The 23,826-nt window shown below is 63.1% G+C and carries 22 protein-coding genes and 5 pseudogenes; 7 read left to right on the top strand and 20 right to left on the bottom strand.

Translation table 11 applies throughout. From position 1 onward, the window contains the following. Window positions 1-2 precede the first annotated feature (2 nt). The 16 genes and pseudogenes from ACZ1HK_RS09560 to trpS form a co-directional block, all read right to left on the bottom strand. Window positions 3-641, bottom strand: coding sequence for a LysE family translocator (locus ACZ1HK_RS09560; protein WP_472628523.1), 639 nt, complete (start codon window positions 639-641; stop codon window positions 3-5). Continuing rightward, window positions 638-1,720, bottom strand: a complete 1,083-nt coding sequence (locus tag ACZ1HK_RS09555; RefSeq protein WP_472630813.1) for an ABC transporter permease — start codon at window positions 1,718-1,720, stop codon at window positions 638-640. The genes ACZ1HK_RS09560 and ACZ1HK_RS09555 overlap by 4 nt, the downstream gene beginning before the upstream one ends. Before the next feature lie 64 nt (window positions 1,721-1,784). Beyond that, window positions 1,785-3,322: pseudogene (locus ACZ1HK_RS09550) on the bottom strand (ABC transporter ATP-binding protein). A 97-nt stretch (window positions 3,323-3,419) separates the two neighbouring features. After that, the gene (locus ACZ1HK_RS09545) at window positions 3,420-4,421 is read right to left on the bottom strand and encodes a BMP family lipoprotein (RefSeq protein WP_472628522.1); all 1,002 of its coding nucleotides are present in this window, start codon (window positions 4,419-4,421) and stop codon (window positions 3,420-3,422) included. 234 nt (window positions 4,422-4,655) lie between these two features. Beyond that, a complete protein-coding gene (locus tag ACZ1HK_RS09540) occupies window positions 4,656-4,940 on the bottom strand; it encodes a GNAT family N-acetyltransferase (RefSeq protein ID WP_472630812.1) in 285 nt (94 codons plus the stop codon). Then, window positions 4,828-5,688, bottom strand: a complete 861-nt coding sequence (gene tsaB, locus ACZ1HK_RS09535; protein ID WP_472630811.1) for a tRNA (adenosine(37)-N6)-threonylcarbamoyltransferase complex dimerization subunit type 1 TsaB — start codon at window positions 5,686-5,688, stop codon at window positions 4,828-4,830. Before tsaB ends, ACZ1HK_RS09540 begins: the two co-directional genes overlap by 113 nt. Window positions 5,689-5,846: 158 nt before the next feature. Continuing rightward, window positions 5,847-6,194: a GFA family protein gene (locus tag ACZ1HK_RS09530; protein ID WP_472628521.1), complete on the bottom strand. Its 348-nt coding sequence runs from the start codon at window positions 6,192-6,194 to the stop codon at window positions 5,847-5,849. Between the two features lie 7 nt (window positions 6,195-6,201). After that, window positions 6,202-6,273: pseudogene (locus ACZ1HK_RS09525) on the bottom strand (hypothetical protein); the annotation flags it as partial. Beyond that, window positions 6,263-6,826 carry a NifU family protein gene (locus ACZ1HK_RS09520; RefSeq protein WP_472628520.1) on the bottom strand — a complete coding sequence of 188 codons (564 nt, stop codon included), beginning with the start codon at window positions 6,824-6,826 and terminating at the stop codon, window positions 6,263-6,265. The gene ACZ1HK_RS09520 and the pseudogene ACZ1HK_RS09525, both read right to left, overlap by 11 nt. Window positions 6,827-6,902: 76 nt before the next feature. After that, entirely contained in the window at window positions 6,903-8,327 is a 1,425-nt protein-coding gene (locus tag ACZ1HK_RS09515; RefSeq protein ID WP_472628519.1) for an FAD-dependent oxidoreductase, read from the bottom strand. Window positions 8,328-8,332: 5 nt separating this feature from the next. Beyond that, window positions 8,333-8,536, bottom strand: coding sequence for a tryptophan 7-halogenase (locus ACZ1HK_RS09510; RefSeq protein WP_472628518.1), 204 nt, complete (start codon window positions 8,534-8,536; stop codon window positions 8,333-8,335). Window positions 8,537-8,633: 97 nt separating this feature from the next. Then, complete coding sequence (locus ACZ1HK_RS09505) at window positions 8,634-9,089, bottom strand: universal stress protein (RefSeq protein ID WP_472628517.1); 456 nt, start codon at window positions 9,087-9,089, stop codon at window positions 8,634-8,636. A 170-nt stretch (window positions 9,090-9,259) separates the two neighbouring features. Continuing rightward, window positions 9,260-10,123 carry a branched-chain amino acid aminotransferase gene (locus tag ACZ1HK_RS09500; RefSeq protein WP_472628516.1) on the bottom strand — a complete coding sequence of 288 codons (864 nt, stop codon included), beginning with the start codon at window positions 10,121-10,123 and terminating at the stop codon, window positions 9,260-9,262. A 41-nt stretch (window positions 10,124-10,164) separates the two neighbouring features. After that, a complete protein-coding gene (locus ACZ1HK_RS09495; protein ID WP_472628515.1) occupies window positions 10,165-10,377 on the bottom strand; it encodes a hypothetical protein in 213 nt (70 codons plus the stop codon). A gap of 141 nt (window positions 10,378-10,518) precedes the next feature. Then, window positions 10,519-11,001 carry a VOC family protein gene (locus ACZ1HK_RS09490; protein ID WP_472628514.1) on the bottom strand — a complete coding sequence of 161 codons (483 nt, stop codon included), beginning with the start codon at window positions 10,999-11,001 and terminating at the stop codon, window positions 10,519-10,521. 135 nt (window positions 11,002-11,136) lie between these two features. After that, window positions 11,137-12,163: pseudogene (trpS, locus tag ACZ1HK_RS09485) on the bottom strand (tryptophan--tRNA ligase). Window positions 12,164-12,257: 94 nt separating this feature from the next. Here trpS and ACZ1HK_RS09480 point away from each other — a divergent pair. The 3 genes from ACZ1HK_RS09480 to ACZ1HK_RS09470 all read left to right on the top strand — a co-directional run bounded on the left by ACZ1HK_RS09480 (window position 12,258) and on the right by ACZ1HK_RS09470 (window position 13,414). Then, window positions 12,258-12,782 (top strand): rhomboid family intramembrane serine protease, encoded by a 525-nt coding sequence (locus tag ACZ1HK_RS09480; protein ID WP_472628513.1) that lies wholly within the window; start codon window positions 12,258-12,260, stop codon window positions 12,780-12,782. Then, complete coding sequence (locus ACZ1HK_RS09475) at window positions 12,764-12,943, top strand: hypothetical protein (RefSeq protein ID WP_472628512.1); 180 nt, start codon at window positions 12,764-12,766, stop codon at window positions 12,941-12,943. Before ACZ1HK_RS09480 ends, ACZ1HK_RS09475 begins: the two co-directional genes overlap by 19 nt. 69 nt (window positions 12,944-13,012) lie before the next feature. Continuing rightward, on the top strand, window positions 13,013-13,414 hold the full coding sequence (locus ACZ1HK_RS09470; protein ID WP_472628511.1) for a hypothetical protein: 402 nt from the start codon (window positions 13,013-13,015) through the stop codon (window positions 13,412-13,414). Here ACZ1HK_RS09470 and murJ read toward each other — a convergent pair. Genes murJ through ACZ1HK_RS09455 form a run of 3 tightly spaced genes read right to left on the bottom strand, consistent with a single transcriptional unit; the run spans window position 13,411 to window position 18,917 of the window. Beyond that, window positions 13,411-14,997 (bottom strand): murein biosynthesis integral membrane protein MurJ, encoded by a 1,587-nt coding sequence (murJ, locus tag ACZ1HK_RS09465; protein ID WP_472628510.1) that lies wholly within the window; start codon window positions 14,995-14,997, stop codon window positions 13,411-13,413. The two genes, ACZ1HK_RS09470 and murJ, sit on opposite strands and share 4 nt — an antisense overlap. Window positions 14,998-15,001: 4 nt before the next feature. Beyond that, the gene (locus ACZ1HK_RS09460; RefSeq protein WP_472628509.1) at window positions 15,002-17,833 is read right to left on the bottom strand and encodes a [protein-PII] uridylyltransferase; all 2,832 of its coding nucleotides are present in this window, start codon (window positions 17,831-17,833) and stop codon (window positions 15,002-15,004) included. Then, window positions 17,793-18,917, bottom strand: a complete 1,125-nt coding sequence (locus ACZ1HK_RS09455) for an ABC transporter substrate-binding protein (RefSeq protein WP_472628508.1) — start codon at window positions 18,915-18,917, stop codon at window positions 17,793-17,795. Before ACZ1HK_RS09455 ends, ACZ1HK_RS09460 begins: the two co-directional genes overlap by 41 nt. Before the next feature lie 252 nt (window positions 18,918-19,169). On the opposite strand from ACZ1HK_RS09455, the pseudogene rsmI reads away from it, so the two are divergent. The 4 genes and pseudogenes from rsmI to ACZ1HK_RS09435 all read left to right on the top strand — a co-directional run bounded on the left by rsmI (window position 19,170) and on the right by ACZ1HK_RS09435 (window position 22,270). Then, window positions 19,170-20,008 (top strand): annotated as a pseudogene (rsmI, locus tag ACZ1HK_RS09450) (16S rRNA (cytidine(1402)-2'-O)-methyltransferase). Between the two features lies 1 nt (window position 20,009). Then, window positions 20,010-20,357 (top strand): annotated as a pseudogene (locus tag ACZ1HK_RS09445) (YraN family protein); the annotation flags it as partial. Window positions 20,358-20,423: 66 nt separating this feature from the next. Continuing rightward, complete coding sequence (gene gshB, locus ACZ1HK_RS09440) at window positions 20,424-21,365, top strand: glutathione synthase (protein ID WP_472628507.1); 942 nt, start codon at window positions 20,424-20,426, stop codon at window positions 21,363-21,365. Continuing rightward, complete coding sequence (locus ACZ1HK_RS09435; RefSeq protein ID WP_472628506.1) at window positions 21,362-22,270, top strand: alpha/beta hydrolase; 909 nt, start codon at window positions 21,362-21,364, stop codon at window positions 22,268-22,270. Before gshB ends, ACZ1HK_RS09435 begins: the two co-directional genes overlap by 4 nt. Here the strand turns inward: ACZ1HK_RS09435 and ACZ1HK_RS09430 are convergent. Then, window positions 22,247-23,788, bottom strand: coding sequence for a YifB family Mg chelatase-like AAA ATPase (locus ACZ1HK_RS09430; RefSeq protein WP_472628505.1), 1,542 nt, complete (start codon window positions 23,786-23,788; stop codon window positions 22,247-22,249). The genes ACZ1HK_RS09435 and ACZ1HK_RS09430 overlap by 24 nt on opposite strands. Between the last annotated feature and the right edge of the window lie 38 nt (window positions 23,789-23,826).

The raw sequence follows: 23,826 nt of genomic DNA, 5'->3' as shown, positions 1-23,826 counted from the left end.
GGTCAGATCCTCGACGTGGCGAGTTTGTAGGCGGCGAAGGCGAAGAAGGCGCCAAGTGCGCCTTCGACGTAAGCGCGCAAGCGGATATAGGCCGCGCGGACGGGCGTGGCGGAGAGCGCCAGGGCCCAGGCGGCGTGGCAGGCGAAGCTGAGGAGCGCACAGGACATCACGAAGAGTGCGATCACCCACAGCGGCGCGTTGGCGGTGGCCCCGACAGCTGCGATGGCGAGCCAAAAGGCGATGGCCTTTGGATTGGTGACTTGCAGCAGGTAGCCCTTGGCGAAAAGTGCCGGGGTGGATTGCCGCGCGACGGATTGGGCCGTGATCGTGGGCGGGTGGATGGCCTTCTTAAACGCGCCATAGGCGAGATAAGCCAAATAGGCTGAGCCTGCGAATTTCAGGGCCATCATGGCCCAGGCGGCTTGGCTGAGGATCAGGCCAACGCCGAGGATTGTCAGGACGTTGATCGTAGCCGATCCGAGCGCGATGCCGGTACACGCGATAAGGGCGGCGGTGCGGCCCTGACCAAGTGACAGGCCCATGAGCATCGCCACAGCCGGGCCGGGCGAGGAGGCGCCGACAAGGAGGATGCCCCAGGCAACGGCGAAGGCGGGCAGAAAGGGGAGGAGCGTGACGATCATGACGCGCCCCGCCGCATCGACATGAAGAGTTTCTCCATCGGCATGCGCACCATGTTGTCGAGCGCGCCGGTGAACAGGATCACAAGGGCCTGGATCACCAGGATCATCTCTCGGCTGACGGCGGGCATTTCGAACGCCAGTTCTGCGCCGCCCTGGTAGAGCATCCCGAACAGCAGCGCGGCAAAGCAAACGCCGATCGGATGCGAGCGGCCCATCAGCGCCACGGCGATGCCGACAAAGCCCGCCCCTGCGACGAAGTCGAGGCGGAGTTGTTCGCTTTCGCCCTGAACGGCGTTGATGGCCATGAGGCCCGACAAACCGCCGGAGATGAGCATCGCAATCATGGTGATTTTGACGGGGCTGATGCCCGCGTAGACGGCAGCGGTCTCGGAGTGACCGAAGGCACGGATTTCGTACCCGAGCCGGGTGCGCCAGATCAGGAGCCAGACACCGACAGCCGCCAGTAGGGCGATGAAGAAACTGACGTTCAGGGGCGTAGAAGAGCGGAAGCCAAGGAAGCCCGCGAAGGCGCCTGCATTGGGCAGATGCGTCGCCTCAGGGAAGCGGACGGAGGCGGTCTCGGCCGAGCCGGGGATGGTGAAGATGTTGTTGAGCACGTAGATCATCAGCGAGGCTGCGATGAAGTTGAACATGATCGTGGTGATCACGATATGGCTGCCGCGCTTGGCTTGCAGATAGGCGGGGATCGCGGCCCATCCGGCCCCGAATAGGCCCGTTAGGAAGGTGACCGCGATAAGGGCCAGCGACCAATGCGGCCAGGGGATCAGCAGGCAGGCGATGGCGGCACCGATGCCCGCGACATAGGCCTGCCCCTCCCCGATATTGAAAAGCCGCGCGTGGAAGGCCACCGCAACGGCGAGGCCGGTGAAGATGAAGTTGGTGGTGTAGAAGAGCGTGTAGCCCCAGCCATAGGCCGAGCCGAAGGCCCCGTTGACCATGATGGACATGGCGCGGAAGGGGTTCTCGCCAATGATGAAGTAGACCACGAGGCCCGAGGCGAAGAGGGCGAGTGCCACACTGACCAGGGGGATCAGGATCACGTCCGCCCAGAGGGGCATGCCACCGCTTGTTCTCCGTTCAAACCCTTGGAAAAGGCGCTCGATATAGGTGGATTCGGCCATGTTACGCGGCCCCCTTGGTCTCGTTCACGCCGGCCATGAGCAGGCCGAGGTCACCTTCGTTGGTCTCTGACGGCAGGCGTTCGCCGCTGATGACGCCGTCGAACATGACGGCGATGCGGTCGGAGAGGCCCATGATTTCGTCGAGTTCGACGCTGACGAGCAGCACGGCTTTGCCCGCATCGCGGAGCGCGATGATCTGTTTATGGATGAATTCGATGGCGCCGATGTCGACGCCGCGCGTGGGCTGACCGATCAGCAAAAGCTCGGGCTGGCGATCCATTTCGCGCGCCACAACGATCTTCTGCTGGTTCCCGCCCGAGAAGTTGCGCGCAGGCAGACGCGGGTTGGGGGCGGACGTCGTATCGTTCCATCTTCTCAGCGCAGTCGGCTTTGATGGCCGCGTTGTTCATCAGCGGCCCGGATTGGTATTTCACGTCGTGGTGGTAGCCGAAGGCCACGTTTTCCCACGCTTCATAGGGCATGATGAGGCCTTCGACCTGCCGATCTTCGGGCACGTGGCCGATGCCGCGCCTCCGCCGGGATTGACCGTCGCTTTCGCGACCTGTCAGGTCGATCTGCTCCCCATGCAGCGTCACGGTGCCGCCCTGCGCCGGAATCATGCCGCCCAAGACTTCGAGCAGTTCGGTCTGGCCGTTGCCCGCAACGCCCGCGATGCCGAGGATTTCACCGGCGCGGATCTGGAAAGAGATGGATTTGACGCGTTCGACCCCGGTGGGATCGACGACGCGGAGGTTCTGCACGTCGAGGACCACATCGCCTGGCATTGGCGGGGTCCTTGTCGACCTGCAGCAGGACTTTGCGGCCAACCATCAGTTCGGCGATCTGGGCGGGCGAGGTCTCGGCCGTTTTGACGGTGGCCGTCATCTCGCCCCGGCGCATCACCGAAACAGTGTCGGTGATGTCCATGATCTCGCGCAGTTTGTGGGTGATCAGGATGATGGTTTTGCCTTCTTCCTTGAGGCGGCCAAGGATGCGGAACAATTGGTCGGCCTCGGATGGCGTCAGCACGCCAGTGGGCTCATCCAGGATCAGAATGTCGGCTTCGCGGTAGAGTTGCTTGAGGATCTCGACCCGCTGTTGGTGGCCGACAGAGAGGTCTTCGATCACCGCGTCCGGGTCGACCTCAAGCCCATATTCTTTCTCAAGGTCGATCAGGACCTTGCGCGCCTTGGAGATGGACGGGCGCAGCATCGCGCCGTCTTCGGCGCCGAGGATGACATTTTCGACAACCGTGAAATTCTCGACCAGCTTGAAGTGCTGGTGGACCATGCCGATGCCGGCGCGAATGGCGGCCTGGCTGTCGGGGATGTTGGTCTGCTTGCCATTGATCCAGATCTCGCCGGCATCGGCCTTGTAGAAGCCGTAGAGGATCGACATCAGAGTGGATTTGCCCGCGCCGTTTTCGCCGACGATGCCGTGGATTGCGCCCTTCGCCACGGACAGGGAAATGTCCTTGTTGGCCTGAACCGGGCCGAACGCTTTGGAGATGCCTTTGAGTTCGATGGCAGGGGCTGTCATGGGCACGGTCTCTGCTTGGGGGTCGGGCCGGATAGAGATCGGGCCGCACCTAGGGAAAGGCGCGGCCCGTCTGTTTCGTTACAGCAAGGCCTTCGCCTTACTGCATTTCCACCGGGCAGGTGCCGTCATCGGTGAAGTTGTGCACCGAAAGGGTGCCCGCGATGATTTCGGCCTGTGCGGCTTCAACGGCGGCGATCATGTCTTCGGTGACAAGCTCGGCGTTGAATTCATCCAGCGCGAAGCCAACACCGTCTTCGGCCAGGCCGTAAACGAAGATGCCGGGCTCGATACCGTCGGCGCCCGCGGTGAAGCTGTCATAGACGGCCACGTCAACACGCTTGACCATCGAGGTCAGGACCATGCCGGGGTGCAGATAGTTCTGGTTCGCATCCACGCCGATCGACAGGATGCCTTCATCGGCGGCGGTTTGCAGAACGCCGAGGCCGGTGCCACCAGCGGCTGCGAACACAACGTCAGAGCCCTGGCCGATCTGGCCACGGGTCAGTTCACCACCGCGCACGGGGTCGTTCCATGCGGCGGGTGTGGTGCCGGTCATGTTGGCGATCACGGTGGCATCGGGGTTGGCCGCAACGGCACCCTGGGCATAGCCGCAGGCAAAGCGCGAGATCAGCGGGATGTCCATGCCGCCGACGAAGGACACGGTGCCCGTCTCGGACGCCATCGCGGCCATCATGCCGACGAGGTAGGAGCCTTCATGCTCGGAGAAGATGATCGACTGCACGTTGGGCGCGTCAACCACGCCGTCGATGATCACGAAGGTTGTGTCAGGGTAGTCGGGGGCGACGACCTCAAGCGCGGAGGCTTGGCTGAAGCCCGCCATCACGATGGGGTTGGAGCCTGCTTCGGCCAGACGGCGCATCGCCTGTTCGCGCTGCGCGTCATTCTGAAGCTCGATCTCGCGGTAGGTGCCGCCGGTTTCCTCGGCCCAACGCTCCGCACCGTTGAAGGCGCTCTCGTTGAAGGAACGGTCAAACTTGCCGCCCAGATCGAAGATGACGGCGGGGCCGTCGGCCAGTGCGCCGGAGGCGGACATGGCGATTACGGCAGCGGCGCCAAGAAGCGATTTCATCATGGTCATATTCTTTGGTCTCCCGGTTGGTTCTGGGGTTGCCGGCCTTTGGTCTGGCCTGTCCCCGAAGCAGAAACCCCGCCCACGGGACGGAATCCTTGCCGTGAATAAGGGCAAAGCGGGCCGGAAGGGTCAACCGGATTCTGGCGGTTGACGAGGCGTCAGTGCCTGCGTTGGCATCATTTGCCCGAGGATTGGGCAGGGAATTCCAGCCGCATCTGGATGGCGTCGGATTGCGTCTCATCATCGGAGGCGTAGTAGCCCTGTGCGGCGGCCGAACTCGGTGAAGCCGGCGCTTTGGTAGAGCGAAAGGGCGGCCGTGTTGGCGGCGTCGACGTCAAGGAAGACAGTGGTTGCCCCGGCGGCTTGGACGGCCTCAAGGCTGCGGTTCAACAGGTGGCGGCCATGGCCCTGTTTACGGGCTGTGGGCAGGATCGAGATAGTGATCAACTCCGCCTCGGGCGGGATGATCTGCAACATCGCAAACCCGTGGTCTGACGTGACGATCTTGTAGGACGGGTTGGCCAGAAGGCTTTCGAACTCGTGCGCCGACCAGCCCCGTGGAAAGCTGGCTGCGTGCAGCGCGGCAAGGGTTTCGGCGAGGGTCAAAGCATTCTCGGCCCGGCCTCGCGGCTGGGGGCGGCGTCGGCGGGCTTGACGTAGAGGGCGCGGGGCGGGGCTGCGGTGTGCCAAGGCGGATCGCCGCGATGCGCGCGATGGCGGACGCTGGCGCATAGGCCGCGGGGGCATGGTCTATGCCGAGGTCGGCTGACAATTGGGGCGAGTCCTGCCCCACAAAGGTGATATCGGGAAGGAGCCAGTCGCCGATCTGGGATCTTGCCACCAGTTCCGGCGCACGATCTGCGCCTGTGGCGAACCGTTGCAGGTAGACCTGATCGCGCGGCGCGTTGATGGACGCCAAAGTGGGGCGCGGCGCCTCAAACGCCAAGGCGTCCAGAATGGAAACTCCAATGGCCGGGATGCCGAGGGCGAGCGCAAGCCCACGTGCTGCTGAGACAGAGATGCGGATGCCGGTGAAGTTGCCCGGCCCGATACCGACACCGATGGCGGTGAGGTCGGAAAGGGACGCATTGGCATCCCCGAGGGTCTGTTCGATCATCGGCATCAGATGTTCGGCCTGGCCCTTCGCCATATTGACGTAATGGGCCGCAGCAACATCGCCGTCGCGAAACAGCGCGGTGCCCACCCAGGGGCCGGATGTGTCGAAGCCGAGGATCATGGCCCCGGGGTTAGGCAGGTTGTCCTGGTCTTGCAAGCCCAGGGCGGAGGCCGCCGGCCCACCCGCCCGCCCCCGTCGGCCTCCGCCCCGGACGAGCAGCAGGCATGGCCCAAGAGGGAGACGGGTTATGGGGGCGCTGCCCCCGCCGCCAGAGGCGGCTCCCCCGGCATATTTTTGGAACAAAGAGAGCGGGGTCAGTTGGTCAGGCGGTCGCGGCCCGACCCGGCATCGCGCGGCAGATCGTCTGCGATATGCAACCAAGGCAGTGCGCTGTCGGCATGGCTGTGGCCTTGGGGCGCAAGCGTATCGGCCTGATCGAGCAGGCCGAGGGGGACGTAGAGCTGATCCGGCAGATAGTCGTAGGTGGCGCAAAGCTGCGTGCCGCAATCGAGGCAGAACCAGCGGTTCACGCCTTTGGTGAAGCTTTTTCGGGGGCCGCGAGAGGGGGCGAAAGTTACTTGGTGTGGTGCGAACGCCGCGAAGGCCGCAACGGGCGCGCCGCGAGAGGCGGCGGCAATCGGTGCAATGGCAATAGGTGACAATCTGGGGGCGGGCGGTGGCGGTCAGGCCCGTCCGCCCGCAATAGCAGTGTCCGGAGATGGGTGCCGTGTCAGACGGCAACCGGGCGCACCTCAACCACTTCGGGGATGTAGTGGCGCAGCAGGTTCTCGATGCCCATTTTCAGCGTCAGGGTCGAGGATGGACAGCCTGCGCAGGCACCTTGCATGTGCAGGTAAACCACGCCGCGATCAAAGCCGTGAAAGGTGATGTCGCCGCCGTCCTGAGCCACGGCGGGCCGCACGCGGGTGTCGAGCAGGGTTTTGATCTGGCCCACGATTTCACCATCTTCGCCGTCATGTTCGGCATGGCCGCCGGCGGCCTGTGCTTCGCCGTCCATCACCGGCGCGCCGGATTGGAAATGCTCCATGATCGCGCCGAGAATCGCGGGTTTGATATGATCCCAATCGATGGCTTCGGCTTTGGTGACTGTGATAAAGTCCGTGCCGAAGAATACGCCCGTCACACCGTCGACCGCGAAGATGCGGGTGGCGAGGGGGGATTTGTCCGCCGTGTCAGCCGATGGGAAATCGGCGGTGCCGGCCTCAAGCACGGTCTGGCCGGGCAGGAATTTCAGCGTGGCGGGGTTAGGGGTGGCTTCGGTTTGGATGAACATGGCGCATATCCTTACTGGTTAAGTCAGATATGCGACTGCACCTGCGCGGAGTCAAGGTGATTGGAATGGTTCTAAACTACTCCGCTGCCTCCGGGCGCTCGCGACTGTCGAGCGGCCAATTCAGGCCTTCGCGCGCAAGGTGCTGTTCGAAATAGTCCCGGAACGGCGGCAAGCTCTCGTAAAGCTTGAGGAAATGCGCGCGGTCGAGGACAAGGACGGTCGTGTCTTCCAACGCGCGGGCCGTGGCAAGGCGGCGGGTAGCGCCAAAGACCATGCGTTCGCCGAAATGCTCGCCCGGCCCGACGCGGCGGGTTTTGGGGGCGTCCTCGGTGTCGCGGCGCACTTCCACCGCGCCTTCGATGACGGTGTAGAGGCCATCGGCGCGATTGCCGGTCTCGTAGATGCGGTCGCCCGCCCGGTAATGGACGTGACGTGCGGCCGGTGGCGTGTAGGAATTGAGGTTCACAAGGCTGCGCGGCGTCACCCAATCCAGCACCCAATGGCTGAGCACCCAGACCTTGGCGGGGAAACCCGGCAGGAACGCGACGTAGTAGGCGCGCCAAAGCACCCAGGCGAGGAAGCCTTTCAGCCTGATGCCCATCACATCGGCTATGCCGCGTCGCCCGCCGAGCGAGGCCATGGCGCCCTTGGAGGTGTATTCAAACGGTTTGCGCGGCTCGCCCCGGATCGTTCGGGCGATGTTGGCGGCAAGTTGCTTGGCCTCTCGCACTGCGAATTGCGCAGTGGGTGGGGCGAAATCGGCGCGGTCGGTGGCGCCCTCTTTCATCGGGATCAGGGCGCAATCGCCCAGGGACCAGACCCCGTCGCGGTCCGGGACAGACAGGTCGCGGTCCACCGCGATACGCCCATGTTGCAGGGGCAGGTCCATCCGTTCGACCACGGGGGCGGGCGCGTTGCCGATGGTTGCCACGACGGTGCGGCAGTCGATCACATCGCCCGTCGTGGTGGTGATCTGAGTGCCGGTGGCGCTGGCGATGCCGGTGTTCAGGCGGATTTCGATGCCGCGCTTCTTGAGCTGCTCGCCTGCGTACTGCGCGAGGGATTCCGGCATTTCGGCCAGGATTTTGTCGGCGAATTCCAGAACGATGATGCGCACCTCGTCGCGCGAGACGTTCGGGTAGTATTTCAGGGAGCGGTCGATCAGTTCGGCCATCTCACCCACCGTCTCGATCCCCGAAAAGCCGCCGCCGATGACGGTGAAGGTCAGGGCACCGCGTTTGACTTCGGGCAGGTTGGTGATGTCGGCATGCTCCAGCCGCTCGATCACGTGGGCGCGTAGGCGGCGAGCGTCTTCGAGGCCCTTCATCGTCAACGCATGGTCCTGCAGGCCGGGGGTGCGGGAGAGGTCGACGGTTTGGCCAAGGGAGACGACGAGGTGATCGTAGCTGATCTCGGTTGGGCGGCGCTGGACGCCCTGGAAAACCGTGACGGTCTTGGTCGCAAAATCGACACTGTCGATGAGCGCTTTGCGGATGGTCACGCCCTTTAGGAGGAAGCGGAAGGGGAGGTTGCATGGATCGGCGTGACGGAGCCTGCGCCGACCTCGGGCAGAAGCGGCTGAAAGACGAAGTAGTTTTCGGCTGTGATCAGCTCAATTTCAGCGGTGTCTCGCAGTTCGCGCTTGAGGGCACGGGCGGTGTAGAGACCGCCGAAGCCGCCACCGAGAATGACGATGCGAGGTTTGGGCATGGGGATCGCTTCGCTCCTGTTCGCGCCATACATATATGCTCAGTCCGAGCGGATAGCGAGGTAGGGCTGCTATGCAGTCAGCGCGCGGCTTGCGATGTCATGTGATGGCTTCAAGCTGCTCTTTGCTGAGTTCGACGGGCACCACGGTCATCGGCACGGGCAGGTTGCCTGCCTGATGTGTCAGGCTCGTCACAAGCGGGCCGGGGCCGCCTTTGCCGGAATTTGCGCCCAGAACAAGAACACCGATTTCCTTGTTGATATGGATATGTTCCAGGATTTCCTCGACCGGCACGCCTTCGCGGATCACCAGGGTCGGGTCGATGTCCTGCTTGTCGCGCATCCATTTTGCGAAGACGTTGAAATGCGCCTCGATCCGTTCGCGGGCCTCGGCGCGCATAACCTCGCCGACACCAATCCAGTGGTTGAATTCATCGGGTGGGATCACCGACAGGATCTCGACCCCGCCGCCGGTATTGTGGGCGCGCATGGCGGCAAAGCGCATGGCGTTGAGGCATTCGCGGGTGTCATCGAGGATGACGAGAAATGTGCGCATCTGTGGGGACCCCTCTTTCCGACGATGGAGCATGACGGAGGGGGGCGGGCCTGTCTAGCGGAAGATGGCGAGGGCGCACAGGTTGCACGCTTGCAACCATGGGTTAAGTCATTGATAAATTGAGATAATTGAAATTTTGTTTACCAAATTTTAACGAATTCGACGGGTCCTCAGGCGGCTGAGGCCGCCCAATCCCAGTAAAGCTCCCGCGCGCGTTTGGTGACGGGCCCGTGCTGGTAGTTTGTCCCGTCAAATTCCAGCACAGGCGTGACCTTGTTCAGGTTGCCGGTCATGAAGACCTCGTCCGCAGCCCGGAAATCATCATAGCCAAGGACGGTCTCCGTCACCTGATAGCCATCCGCGCGCAAGTTCTTCATGTGCCGTTGCCGGGTGATGCCGTTGAGGAAGGTGCCGTTGGGGATGGGTGTGAAGACCTCGCCATCGCGGACCATGAAGATGTTGGCCGTAGCGGTCTCAGCCACGTTGCCCATGGCGTCGGTCACAACGGCGTTGTCGTAGCCTTTGGAACGCGCCTCCATCAGCATGCGGGCGTTATTGGGGTAGAGGCAACCGGCCTTGGCGTCGAGCACGGCGGTGTTCAGGATGGGGCGGTGAAAGCGTGTGGTCGTAAGGGTCGAGTAGGCATCGGGCGCGCCGATCGGGACCTCTTCAAGGCAGATGAAAAAGCCCGCCTCGGTCTCGGCGGGCACGATGCCGTAGGCGCCGCCGTCGATGCCGAAGAAATTGGGACGGATGTAGACGGGCGTATCCTTGGGATAGCGCTTGAGGCCTTCCCAGACGATGTCGAAAATCTGTTCGCCCGTCAGGCCGGGATGCAGGCTGAGCGCCCTGGCGGAGCGGACGAGACGGTCGCAATGGTTGCGCAGGTCGGGGGCGAGGCCGTTGACGTAGCGCGCGCCGTCGAAGCAGGTCGTGCCTTGGAAGGTAGCATGGTCAGCGGCACGCATAACCGGCACGTCATCATCGTGCCATTCGCCGTTCACGTATGTCTTGATGTTTGTGCCATTGGCCATAGTGCCCTCCCCCGTCTGAGATGGGGGAGGGTAGAGCGTCGTTACATGGAAGGTCCAGAGGTGAAGCCCTGCTGATAGTCCATGCTTGCGCCATCGGTCTTTGCGGCGCGCGATGCGGTGCGGGTCGAGAGATGTTCCGACCGGGCGTGTTTGGCTGCCTTCGTGCGGCAGGTTGTCTGAGTGGCCACGATCCGATCAGAGATACGGTCAGTGGCGGGTGCGGTCGGCGTATCCGACCGGGTGAGACGAGTCATGCAGATCTCCCCGTTTCTGGTGCTGTCGATGTCTGAAGTATCGCGGAACATAACGTCAGAAATGTGAATGTAAAGTTAACGTAGGCGTTAGATTTGTGCAGGAATGCACAATGGCGCAACGTCACCTTGATTTGCTGGCCCTCAGGCCTCGGCCAAAAGAGCGTCGAGATCCAGGCGATCCGTTGTCATGGACAGATCACCGTCGGCATTTCGGGGCCAATCCTCAGGCGCGCGGTCCCAATAGAGTTCGATCCCGTTGCCATCGGGATCATCCAGATAGATCGCTTGCGACACGCCGTGATCGGACGCCCCGTCGATGCGAACGTTGTGGGCGAGGACGTTTGCCAACGCTTGGGCCAGCGCCTTTCGGGTGGGGTAAAGAAAGGCGACATGGAAAAGGCCGGTCGCGTTGGGTGCCGGGCGCGGGCCGCCCCGGCTGCGCCATGTGTTCAGCCCGATATGGTGGTGGTAGCCACCGGCGGACATGAAGGCGGCGTCGCTTCCGTAGGTTTGCTGAAGGTCCAGCCCGATCACATCGCGGTAGAATGCAATGGAGCGGTCAAGGTCGGACACCTTGAGGTGAGTGTGGCCAATCGTGGTGTCGGGGTCTGCTTTGTAGGTCATCGAAAAATTCCTTTCGAAGACAGAAGTGGTGAATGCTGTCGTGCAGCACAATCCTGCGTGCGCGCAGGGTTTGTGTGCGCCGATTATTCGTACGAATAATCGGGTTCGCGAATTTTCGTACGAAAATTCAGGCGTTCAGCTGCGCAGCATGCCCACGATGTCGTAGGTCTTCTCCAGCACCGGCACGGTGATTTCGCGCGCACGGTCCGCGCCGCGGCGCAAGATGCGGTCAATCTCGGCCTTGTCGTCCATCAGGCGGCTCATCTCGGCCGAAATGGGCGAGAGTTTGTCGACGGCGACCTCAGAGAGCGCGACCTTGAAGTGGCCGAAGAGCGAGCCCGCGTGCTGATCCAGAACCAGCTTGCGGTGTGATGTCGGCGAGCGCCGCGTAGATGTTGACCAGATTGCGGGCATCGGGGCGATCGGCCAGCGCGTCCATGTTGTCGGGCAACGGGTCCGGGTCCGTCTTTGCCTTGCGGATCTTCTTGGCGATGGTGTCGGCATCATCGGTCATGTTGATCCGCGTCTTTTCGGACGGATCAGACTTGGACATCTTCTTGGTGCCGTCTTGCAGGTTCATCACGCGGGTGGCCGCGCCTTCGATGACCGGCTCGGTGATCGGGAAGAAATCGACGTCATAGTCGTGGTTGAACTTCGCAGCGATGTCGCGTGTCAGCTCGAGATGCTGCTTCTGGTCGTCGCCCACGGGGACGTGGGTGGCGTGGTAGAGCAGAATGTCGGCGGCCATGAGCGCGGGATAGGCGAGCAGGCCGAGGGAGGCCGCTTCGGCATTCTTGCCGGCCTTGTCCTTGTACTGCGTCATCCGCTCCATCCAGCCCATGCGGGCGATGCAGTTGAAAATCCACGCAAGTTGGGCGTGTTCGGGAACTTGGCTTTGATTTATGAGAATGGATTTTTCGGGGTCGATACCGGAGGCGATGAAGCCCGCGCAAAGCTCGCGGGTGTTGTGGCGGAGTTCGTCGGGGTCGAGCAGCTTGGCGGTGATCGCGTGCAGATCGACCATGCAATAGACCGTCTCGAACGAGCCTTCGTCCTGCATGTCCACGAAGCGCTTGATGGCGCCGAGGTAATTGCCAAGGGTCAGCCCGCCCGACGGCTGGATGCCTGAAAAGACGCGGGGGGTGAATTGGGTCTCTGCCATGGTCGGTCCCTCAATGCCTTTGGCCCCACTGGCCAAGAGCCGCCGGAGGGCTTACCCACAGGGACACAAGCCGTCAACCAAAGGTCCGCCGCCCGTGGAAGATCACAACGTATCCCCCTTCAACGCCTTGCCGCCGGTTGTCGTGGCGTTGGCCGTGGTCATCTTTGGGCTGGAGCTGATGTTTCAGGCGGCCACGGCCGGGTTTCTGGGCGGGCAGGGCGGCGTCGGCTGGCGACTGGCTGCGATGGAGGATTACGCGGTTCTGGATCAGGTCTGGGTGTGGATGGTGACCAACGGCATCTACCCGCCAGAGCAGCTTTTGCGCTTTGTGACCTATCCGCTGATCCATGGCAGCTTTGTCCATGCGGCCTTTGTGGTCGTGTTCATCCTGGCGTTGGGCAAGATGGTGGCGGAGGTTTATTCGACGCTCGCGTTCCTGGCGGTGTTCTGGGTGTCGGCGGTGGCGGGGGCCTTGGGGTTCGTGCTGATCATGGACAGCCCTTTCCCGCTGGTGGGCGGCTATCCCGGCGTCTACGGGCTGATCGGGGCGTTCACGTTCCTGATGTGGATGCGGGCAGAGGCGCAAGGCGGTCAGGCCAGATGCGGGCCTTCGGGTTGATCGGCGCGCTTCTTGCGATCCAATTGCTGTTTGCGTTGATCAACGGCGAATTCGGGACAGTGGTGGCAGATTTCACCGGGTTTCTGACGGGCTTGATGTTGTCGTTTGTGGTCAGCCCCGGCGGGTGGGCGCGGTTGCTAAGCCGGATGCGTCAGCGCTAGAGTCCTCGTGTTGCCCGTCACTATGGGGTGGCGGCGAAGAACACGGGACATCGAGCAGATATGAGCATATTGAAAACCCTCGCTACCGGGGCAGTGGCCCTTGGCCTGATGGGCGCTGCGGCTGACGCGCAGACTCGGGCCGAGATTGAGGCAGCGTTTACAAACCAGCTTTTGACGGTCAGCGAATACCGCGACCCGAACGGGCCGTCGGATTTCTCCATGACGGTGGAGTTCCGCGCGGGCAACGTGGCGCGGTTCATGGCAAATGGAGAAGAAGCGGCCTGGGCCATCTGGCGCGTTTCGGGGCGGCAGATTTGTACGACCGTGTCCATGTTGCAGGGCAATACGCTGGTGCCCATCGAGGACGAGGAATGCCTGCGGGTTCTGTTCAACGGGGATCAGGTGCAGCTGAACTTCCCCGACAGCAATGGCGGGACGATCTATTACGTCGGGCGCCTCACGCCGCTTTAACCCCGCCTGAGTGCGCTGCGCATTTCAGCCAGGCTGAAGGCGCCGAAGAGGCGACCAAAGCCGTAATAGCTGGCCATGCCGATCAAGATCAGCAGCGCCAAGGCGACATAACGGATGCCCTCGGCCCCGAAGAAGGGGCCGAGGATAATCTCAGCCCCCAGCAAGACGACGCCCATACACAGTGCGGCAGCGCAGATGCGCCAGATCCGGCCGCGGAAGCGGGTGTCGAATTGTGCCTCATCCCCCATGGTGCGGCGGCCTTTGGACAGCAGGGCCACCATGACCCAAGCCGCAGCCGTCGTCGCAATCGCGGCCCCCAGAAAGCCAATCAGCAGGGCCAATCCAATGGCCACGACCGCATTCACGACCATCGCAACCAAGGCGAAGCGAAACGGTGTGCGCGTATCTTCGCGTGCGAAGTAAAGCGGTTGCAGCACCTTTTGCAGCACAAAGGCCGGAAGGCCGATGGCGTAGACGGTCAAGGCAAGGGCGGTGGCCGCAGTATCATCGGTGCTGAAGGCGCCGCGTTCAAACAGGACCGAGATGAGGGGCACGGGAATGACGGCCAGCGCCACGGCGGCGGGCACAGTCAGAACCATCGAGATCTCCGCCGCGCGCGACAGCGCATTGCGCCCGCCCTCCGCATCGCCCGCGCGCAGGCGGCGCGACAGGTCCGGCAACAGCACGATCCCGATGGCGATGCCCACCATGCCAAGGGGCAGTTGATAGAGGCGGTCGGCATAGTAGAGCCAGGCAATGGCCCCGTCGAAGAAGCTGGCCACCTGACGGCCCACCAGCAGGTTGATCTGCACCACGCCGCCGGCAAGCATGGCGGGAAGCGCTATGATGGCGAGTTTCTTGATGTCTGGCGTCAGGCGGGGCAGGCGCAGCCGCACGCGGATCCCTGCACGTTCGGCAGCGACCCAAACGAGCACCAGTTGCGCGATCCCGGCGAGCGGCACGCCCCAGGCGAGGGCGGTGGCGTAGCGCTCCTCCGGGTAGACGAGTGAGGTCATCTTGCCGTCGGGCTGGAACCATTCGGCCCCCAGCATCGCGGCGACGAGGATGATGTTGAGAAGAACGGGCGCGGCGGCGGCGGCGGCAAAGCGACCGAGGGCGTTCAGGACGCCCGAGAAGAGCGCGGCGAGGGAAATAAAGAGGATGTAGACGAAGGTGATACGCCCGTAATCCGTTGCAAGATCCAGCCGTTCATCCGCCGCAAAACCGCCTGCCATGGCAAGAACCAACCAAGGCATCGCAGCGGTTGCGAGCAATGTCAGCACGATGAGGATGGTGGCGAGGCCCGAGAAAGCGTCTTGCGCAAAGGTTTGAGCGTCTTCGCCGCCTTCGACCTTCTTGGAGAAAAGCGGCACGAAGGCAGTGTTGAACGCACCTTCTGCAAAGAAGCGACGAAAGAGGTTGGGCAGCGAGAAGGCGACAAGGAATGCCTCATTCACCGGGCCGGTGCCAAGGAACGCGGCCAGCAGGATATCGCGCACAAAGCCCAAGATGCGGCTGACTAAGGTCCAGACACCAACGGTGAAGAACCCGGCGATCAGTCGTATGGGCCGGGTGGCTGCCATGCCTTCAGGCCCCCGCCCGTTCGGCCACGCGCGCAATCGCGGCGCGGAGTTTCTTTTCAAGCCCGGCGCGTTTGCTTTTCGAGTGCAGTTTCAGGCCGAACATGTCCTTGACGTAGAAAGTGTCGACGACCTGCACGCCGTAAGTCGCGATGACGGCAGAGGCGATGTAGATGTTGGAAGCCGCGAAGGTCTTGGTCAGATCATAAAGAAGGCCGGGCCGGTCGCGTGTATCAACCTCGATGATCGTGTAGATCTCGGACCCTTCATTGTCGAAGGTGATGTTGGTCGGCACGTCGAACGGGCGTTCGCGTTTCTTGATCTTGTCGCGACGCTCCATCGCCTCGGACGCCAGCACCTCGCCTTTGAGCGTCTTGCGGATCATGCCGGTCAGACGCGGCAGGCGGGCTTTTTCGTACGGGTGGCCGTCGCGGTCCTGAACCCAGAATACGGCGGTCGCGTAGCCGTCCTTCGAGGTATAGGTGCGCGCATCGACAACGTTTGCGCCCACCAGCGATAGCGCGCCTGCCAGACGGCAGAAAATGCCGGGATGGTCCGGTAGGGCAAAGCAGACGCGGGTGGCATCGCGATCTTCGTCCTGTTTGGTGTCGATGCGGATTTCGTCGTTTTCCAGCCCGCGCAGCAATTCCGCGAAGGTGACCTGTGTGGGCAGGTCGAGCCCCTGCCAATAGGGGCCGTAGTGGCGATCCATTTCGGCCTTGAGGTCGGCCTTCGGCCAGTCGCCCAAAGCCACGCGCAGGAACTTCTTGGCGTCGCCTTCCAACTGCTCGCGGTTGATATCCTCAAGTCCGGTTTCAAGTGCGGAGGCGGTGGCGCGGTGGAGGCCCCGCAGCAGGGTGGCTTTCCAATTGTTCCAGGTGTTCGGGCCAACGCCGCGAATGTCGCAGACCGTTAGCACAGTCAGCAAATCAAGGCGTTCGCGGGTTTTCACGGCCTTGGCAAAATCGCGTACGGTGCGGGGATCCGCGATGTCGCGTTTCTGGGCCATGTCGGACATCAGTAGATGATAGCGGACTAGCCATTCGACGGTTTCACATTCAGCTGGTTTCAGGCCAAGTCGCGGGCAGATGGTACGGGCCATACGCGCGCCGAGGATCGAGTGGTCTTCTTTCCGGCCCTTGCCGATGTCGTGCAGCAGGCAGGCCACAAAAAGAACCTTCCGGTTCACGCCGCGCTTGAGGATGCCGGAGACCAGGGGAAGTTCTTCGACCAGCTCCTCCCGCTCGATCTGGGCGAGGGTGGAGACGACCTGGATCGTATGCTCGTCGACCGTGTAGCTGTGGTACATGTTGAATTGCATCATCGCGACGATGGGCGCGAATTCTGGCAGGAAGGCCGCCAGCACCCCAAGCTCATTCATCCGGCGCAGACCCCGTTCGGGGTTGCCGTGTTTGAGCATCAGGTCAAGGAAGATGCGGTTGGCTTCCGGGTCGCGGCGCATGGCGTCGTCGATCAGGTCAAGGCGCGCGGAAACCTCGCGCATGGCGTCGGGGTGGATCAGATAGCCTGTCCGCAACCCCTCCTCGAACAGACGCAGGATATTCAGCTTGTCCTTGAAGAAGGTCTTGGGCCGGTCGATCGTCAGACGGTTTTGTTTCAGCGCATAACCGGGCTTGAGCCGTTTGCGCCGGTTCACGCCGCGCAGGAAGCCCAGAATCGCCGGTTCCTGTTTGACGTGCCGCGCCTCCAGCCCCGTCAGGAAGATGCGGGTCAGCTCACCCACTTGAGTGGCGTGGCGAAAGTAGTCCTGCATGAAATGCTCGACTGCGCGACGGCCGGAATGGTCGGTATAGCCAAGGCGGTCAGCCACCTCGACCTGCATATCGAAGCTGAGCATGTCCTGCGCGCGTCCGGCGATCAGGTGGAGGTGGCAGCGCACGGCCCATAGAAAGCGTTCGGCGGCGTCGAAAGCGGCAAACTCCTCGGGCCGGAAAACCTTTGCCTTTACCAGTTCCGCCGCGCGGCTGACGCCATGTTCGTACTTGGCGATCCAGTAGAGCGTCTGCAGGTCGCGCAGCCCGCCTTTGCCTTCCTTCACGTTCGGCTCCAGCATGTAGCGCTGGCCGCCCTGGCGCTTGTGGCGGGTGGCGCGTTCTTCGAGTTTGGCTTCGATGAACTCGCCAGTCGTTTTCTCGAACAGCTGGGTGCGCAGGGTTTCGGCCAACTCGGCACTCAGGGTCGGGTCGCCGTAGAGGTGACGCATCTCAAGCAGCGTGGTGCGGATCGTGTAATCCTGCTTGCCAAGGCGCAGGCATTCCTTTTCGGTCCGGCTGGCATGGCCGACCTTGAGGCGCAGGTCCCACAGCATGTAGAGCGCGCTTTCGATGACGCTTTCGATCTGCGGGGTGACTTTGTAGGGCGTGAGGAACAGCAGGTCGACATCTGAATGGGGGGCCATTTCCCCGCGGCCATAGCCGCCGACCGCCAGAACACTCATCCGTTCAGACCCGGTGGGCACGCCAGTGGGGTGCAAAAAGGTCTGGGCCACGCGCATGACTTCGGTGACCAGAATGTCGGTCAGGTGGGCATAGGTTCGCGTGGCACGGCGCGCGGCAAGCGGATTTTCGACGATGGCATCGGCGATGCGGGTGCGACCGGTTTTCTGCGCCGCCAGCAATTCAGCGACGGTTGCCGCGCGGATCGCGGCTGCGTCAGGGGCGGATTGGCAGGCGCTATCGATCCGGGCCTGCAGCGCTGGCCTGTCTACAATAGCCTCGCCGGGCAGCAGAAGTGTGCCCGGCTCGGAAGGGTTTGAAAGGGACGGGTTGCGTGGCCGGTCAGAGACCGGCACCGCCAAGGCGTCTTGGGGCGGGGTCAATGACACTCACCTGTTGGTTCACGATTGCAGCCACGGCGAGGGCGCGCTGGATCGTTCCGTCGTTGAGGAAGCGGAACACACCGCCAGCGCCGTCCACCTGGCCGGCGGCCACGAAATCTCCGGCGCCGAGGCGGCCGGTGCCAGCGGTCTGCGCGACCGCACGGATCGCATCATAGCCCAGGCTGCCAAGCGCATGGGGGGCAGCGCCGTTCGTCGCGGCGTAACGTGCGTTGAAATCAGCAGCCGCACCGGTGTCAGGAAGGGCGAACCATCCGCCTTGGAGGCCCGAGAACTCAAGGGTTGCTGGCGGAATGTCCCAGCGGGTCAGGCCCATCATCTGTGTGGTTGCGGGGTTCAGCCCGTTCTCTTGCAGCAGCTGCGCGAAAAGCGGGAGGGCGCCCGCGCTGTCTGATGTCAGAAGAACCGCGTCCGAGTTGCGGGCTGCGGACGTGACCTGTGGGACCACGTTGACCACGCCGACCTGGCTGAACTCGTAGGGAATGGTTGCGGTGATATTGGCACCGCTCCGGGCAGCGGCGGTCCGAACTGCATCGCGTGCCACCTCGCCGGCGAGGTTGCTGGCGTGCACAAGCACGATATTGCCCCGACCCTGACGGGCCGCGTAGCTGACGATGCGGTCGGCGGTGTTGGCGAAGGTATAACCCAGCACCAGCACATTGCCGCCCGCGATCTCAGTGTTGTTGGAGAAGCTGAGCACGGCGACGTTCGAGTTTGCGACCGCCACACCGACGGCTGCAGCTGCGTCTGAGCGCAGCGGGCCGACGATCACATCAGCGCCGTTGCCCACCGCTTCCTGTGCGCGGGTGGCGGCGGTTGCTGCATTGCCGGCGGTGTCATAGACGGTGATGTTGATCGTGGCGTTGCCCGCCACATCTGCGGCGGCAAGCCGGGCCGCATTTTCCAAGCTGCGCGAGAGAAGCGCGTCGCCACCGCCGCCGGACATCGGCAAAAGCATAGCAACTTCAACGGTCTGGCCACTGACGCGCGGGCCGGTTCCAAGCCCGATCGGGCCACCGCCGATTTGACAAGCCGTCAAAACAAAGGTCAGGAGCAGAGCGCCCAATATGCGAGCTGGGTTGCGAAGTTTTGCGAAACCGGAAACCATTGGACGATGCCCTCCCTCGAGGCGTACTTAATTCTCATAGCGGGAGCCCGCGTATGCACGCTACGGCCTATGCCAGATCAAGTAAACGATCCGACCGTGCCGTCCAGTGCCCCCGCGCTGCAGATGGACCATCCGACCCCTTGAACGCAAGCGCCTTGACGCCCCACAGCCCGCTTATGGCGGAGCGGCGCGCATGACGGCAGGGGAAAAGTGCAGCCAGGATTGCATTTTGTGGCCACGCCGATCGGCTCGGCACGAGACATTACGTTGCGCGCATTGGATGTGCTGACTGCGGCAGATGTCATCGCGGCGGAAGATACACGCACGGCGCGGCGGTTGATGGAAATCCACGGTGTCCCCGTCGCAGGTCGTCAGATGATTGCCTATCACGATCACAGTAGTGCGCAGGCGAGGGCGGGATTGCTGAAGCTGCTGCAGGGCGGAAAATCAGTGGCCTATGTCTCGGAGGCTGGCACGCCTTTAGTCGCGGATCCTGGCTACCAGTTGGGGCGCGCCGCGATTGAAGAGGGGATTGCGGTATATTCTGCGCCCGGCGCGTCGGCGGCCCTGGCGGCGCTGAGCGTGTCTGGGCTGGCCTCGGACCGGTTTTTGTTCGCGGGTTTTCCGCCCCACAGGCCGGGGCGCGGCGCAAATGGCTGGCCGAGCTGGATGCGGCGAAGGCCACAGTCATCCTCTACGAAAGTCCCAAGCGCGTTTGCCGAACATTAGATGAATTGTGCGAGGTGTTGGGAGAGGAACGAGAGGTAGCGCTGTGCCGGGAATTGACCAAACGCTTCGAGGAGGTCCTGCGCGGCACCTGTGGACAGGTCCGCGACCGGTTGGCGGAGCATCCGGTGAAGGGCGAAATCGTTCTGGTGCTCTCGCGCGGAACGGGTCCGACGATCTCAGATGCCGACATCGAAGCCGCCTTGCGGGCGGCGATGGACGATCTGCCATTGAAAAAGGCCGCGGCGCAGGTGGCCGAGATGCTGAACGTGTCAAAGCGGGATCTTTATCAACTGGGCCTGAAGCTGAAAAACGACGGCTGAGGGGAAGGATGCCTATCTCTCCGGGAAAGCAGCCGAAGATCAGGTTATGCGGCTGTATTTGGACCATGGGCACATTCTGGTGGCCCGTCGCTGGCGCGGCGCCGGGGGTGAGATTGACCTGGTCATGGAACGCGACGGACAAGTCGTTTTCGTTGAGGTCAAGAAATCAACGACCCATGCTCGTGCCGCCGAGAGTCTGTCCCGCAAGCAAATCGCCCGCCTTCTTCAAAGCGCGGAACATTGCCTTGGCGGATTTCCCAGAGGCAGCCTGACGCCGATGCGATTTGACGTCGCTTTGGTCGATGGTGCTGGCCGTATTGATATCCTGCAGAATGCGCTGTCTGCCTGATCGCCTCTTGCACTGGCCCCACGGCCACGCCAAGTGAAGGGCATTGGCTCATGCGGAGGGACAGGCATGTTGGTGGCGTTACAGATGGACCCGATCGAAGCGGTCGATATTGCGGCCGATTCCTCGTTCCGTTTGGCAGAGGAAGCGCAGGCACGTGGGCATGATCTGCTGGTCTACACGCCGGACGATCTGTTCTACCGCGAAGACCGCGTGCTGGCGCGGGCGCGTCGGATCAAGGTGCAGCGTGTGCAGGGGGATCATGTTCAGGCAGAGGCCGCGGAAATCGTTGACCTGGCCGATGTGGACGCAATCTGGCTGCGCCAGGACCCGCCATTCGACATGGGGTATATCACCACCACGCATTTGCTGGACCGTCTGAAAGGCAAAACGCTGGTCGTGAACGACTCATTTTGGGTACGCAATTGCCCTGAAAAGCTGTTGGTGCTGGATTATCCGGACCTGACCCCACCCACGATGATCGCCCGCGATATCGAGATGCTGAAGGCGTTCAAGGAAGATCATGGCGATGTCATCCTCAAGCCGCTCTACGGCAATGGCGGCGCGGGCGTGTTCCGCCTGACGCCCGAGGACCGGAACCTGAATTCCTTGCATGAGCTGTTCACCGGCATCAACCGAGAGCCTTTGATCATGCAGAAGTTCCTGCCGGATGTATCGGCGGGCGATAAGCGCGTGATCCTTGTCGATGGAGAGCCGGTCGGCGGTATCAACCGGGTGCCTGCAAAGGGTGAGACGCGGTCGAACATGCATGTTGGCGGGCGACCCGAGGCCACTGCACTGACGGAGCGGGAGTTGGAGATATGCTCCATCATCGGCCCGCGCCTGCGTGAAATGGGTCAGGTTTTCGTGGGCATTGATGTGATCGGCGGCTGGCTGACGGAGATCAACGTGACCTCACCCACCGGCATTCAAGAGCTGGAGCGCTTTGATGGCGTGAATATTGCCGCGAAGATCTGGGAGGCGGTGGAGCGCCGCGTCGCCGAGGGGTGAGCCTGCGACTGGCGGTTCTGAATGTCGGCTGCCGCCTGGTTGGCAAACCGCGGCTGCGCTACGTCAAGCGACCTGGCAGCCAGCGCAAGGATTTCGACCGACTGGGCCGTGCTCTGAGTGGCAGGGCGAGGGGCCTTGTGGAACGGGAGGTGGCGGGTGCGCCACCGCTGACAGTGACTGAACCGCCCGACGGTGGGGCGGGTACGATCCTTTACTTCCACGGTGGCGGCTTTATCGCCGGATCGCCCTTGTCGCATCGGGCGCTGATCCGCAGCCTTGTGCGGCGCAGCGGCGCCCGTGTCGCGGCACCGGATTACCGTTTGGGACCCGAACATCGCTTGCCAGCCGCGCAGGACGATGCGCGGGCGGCCTGGGATGTTTTGATCGCGCAAGGCACGCGACCCGACGAGATCGTGCTGGCGGGCGACAGCGCGGGCGGTGGCATGGCACTGTCGCTGATGGCGGAACTTGGGGCGGTGGGCGTCCGGCCCGCGGCTTGCGTTGCGTTTTGCCCTTGGACCGACCTCACAGGCTCGGGCGCGTCGATGGTCGAGAATGCAAAGCGCGACCCGCTTTTGCCGGCTGAACGTTTGCCGGACCTGATCGGGTTTGCCGTAGCTGAAGGCGCCGATCTGGCAGACCCGCGCCTGTCGCCGCTGTTTGCCGATTTCACCGCGCCGGCCCCAACCCTCATCCAGCACTCACAGACCGAGATCGTGCGGGATGATGCGCTTCGAATGGCCGAGGTCTTGCAACAGGCAGGCGGCGAAGTTGTAGTTCAGGCCTGGCCGAACCCACCTCACACATGGCAGATTTTCGGCGACGCCCTGCCGGAGTCGCGCGATGCGATCGAGAAGGCCGCGCAATTTATCAAAGCTCGCCTAAGTCTCGCGCGATCCGATTAGGCGGTAGCCGATGGCCTCAGCGATATGCGGGGTGCTGACCGTCTCGACCCCTTCCAGATCCGCGATGGTGCGCGCTAATCGCAGAACGCGGTGATAGCCGCGTGCGGTCAGGTGGAATTGGTCGGCCGCTTTCAGAAGCATCTCCTTGCCCGGCGCGTCTGGCGTGGCGATCTGATCGAGCAACGCGCCTTCGGCATCGGAATTGACTAGTGCGTTTGCCCCAAGGGTCGAGAAACGGTCCGCTTGCACGGCGCGCGCCTGGGCAACGCGCGCGGCTATGGTCGCGCTGGTCTCGCCCGAAGCAGGCAGGTCAAGGTCGGAATAGGCGACGGGCGGCACTTCAAGGCGCAGATCGAACCGGTCCATCAGGGGGCCAGAGATCTTGCCCATGTAATCCTGCCCGCAGACGGGCGCGCGGTTGCAGGCCTGGTTCGCATCGTAAAGCTGCCCGCACCGGCACGGATTGGCGGCAGCGATCAGAAGAAAGCGGCACGGGTAGGTGACATGGGCATTGGCGCGGGCGACCACGACATCGCCCGTCTCGATAGGTTGGCGCAGGGTCTCAAGCACCTGGCGCGGGTATTCGGGGAACTCGTCAAGGAACAGAACGCCGTTATGGGCGAGGCTGATCTCCCCGGGTTTGGCGCCGCGCCCACCGCCGACGATGGCGGCCATGGAGGCCGTGTGATGCGGCGCGCGGTAAGGCCGGGTGCGCGAGATGCCGCCTTCGGTCAACAGCCCCGCGAGCGAGTGGATCATCGAGGTTTCCAGCGCCTCGGGCGCGGACAGTGGCGGCAGGATACCCGGCAGGCGCGCGGCGAGCATGGATTTGCCCGAGCCAGGCGAGCCGATCATCAGCAGATGGTGTCGCCCGGCGGCGGCGATTTCCACGGCACGCTTGGCACGTTCCTGTCCACGCACTTCCGAGAAGCATTTCGGGCCTGTGTCGGAGGCGACTTCGCCCGGTTTCGCGGGCTCCAATGGCGCGCGGTCCGTCAGGTGGGCGATCAGTTCGGCCAGCGAGCTTGCCGCGAAAACGGACGTGGCGCCGACCCAGGCGGCTTCCGCCCCGCAGCCTGAGGGGCAAAAGAGCGTGCGCCCATCCTCCCCCGCGGCCAGGGCTGTGGGCAAGGCGCCGAGCACGGGAACGAGGCGTCCGTCGAGCGACATTTCCCCTAGGGCCATGGCGGTTTCCACACGCTCTTTCGGCACGATGCCCAGCGCGGCCAGAAGCGCCAGCGCGATGGGCAGGTCGAAGTGCGAGCCTTCCTTGGGAAGGTCGGCAGGCGACAGGTTCACCGTGATCCGGCGCGAAGGCAGGGCGATCGCCATGGCCTGAAGCGCGGTCTTTACCCGTTCACGTGCCTCGGACACGGCCTTGTCAGGCAGGCCCACGATGGCAAAGCCCGGCAAGCCAGCGGTCACGGCGCATTGCACTTCAACCCTACGCGCCTCCAACCCTTCGAAGGCGACGGTGTGGGTCAGCGCGAGCGCTTCGGGAGAAGGTGAATCAAACATGATCCAGTCCTAGCCGGATCATGGTTAGCGAAGTGTTA

It is taken from the genome of Gymnodinialimonas sp. JB5-7, from assembly GCF_055693405.1.
Note: the sequence above shows the minus strand (reverse complement) of the source record. Positions and strands in the feature narration are given on the sequence as shown.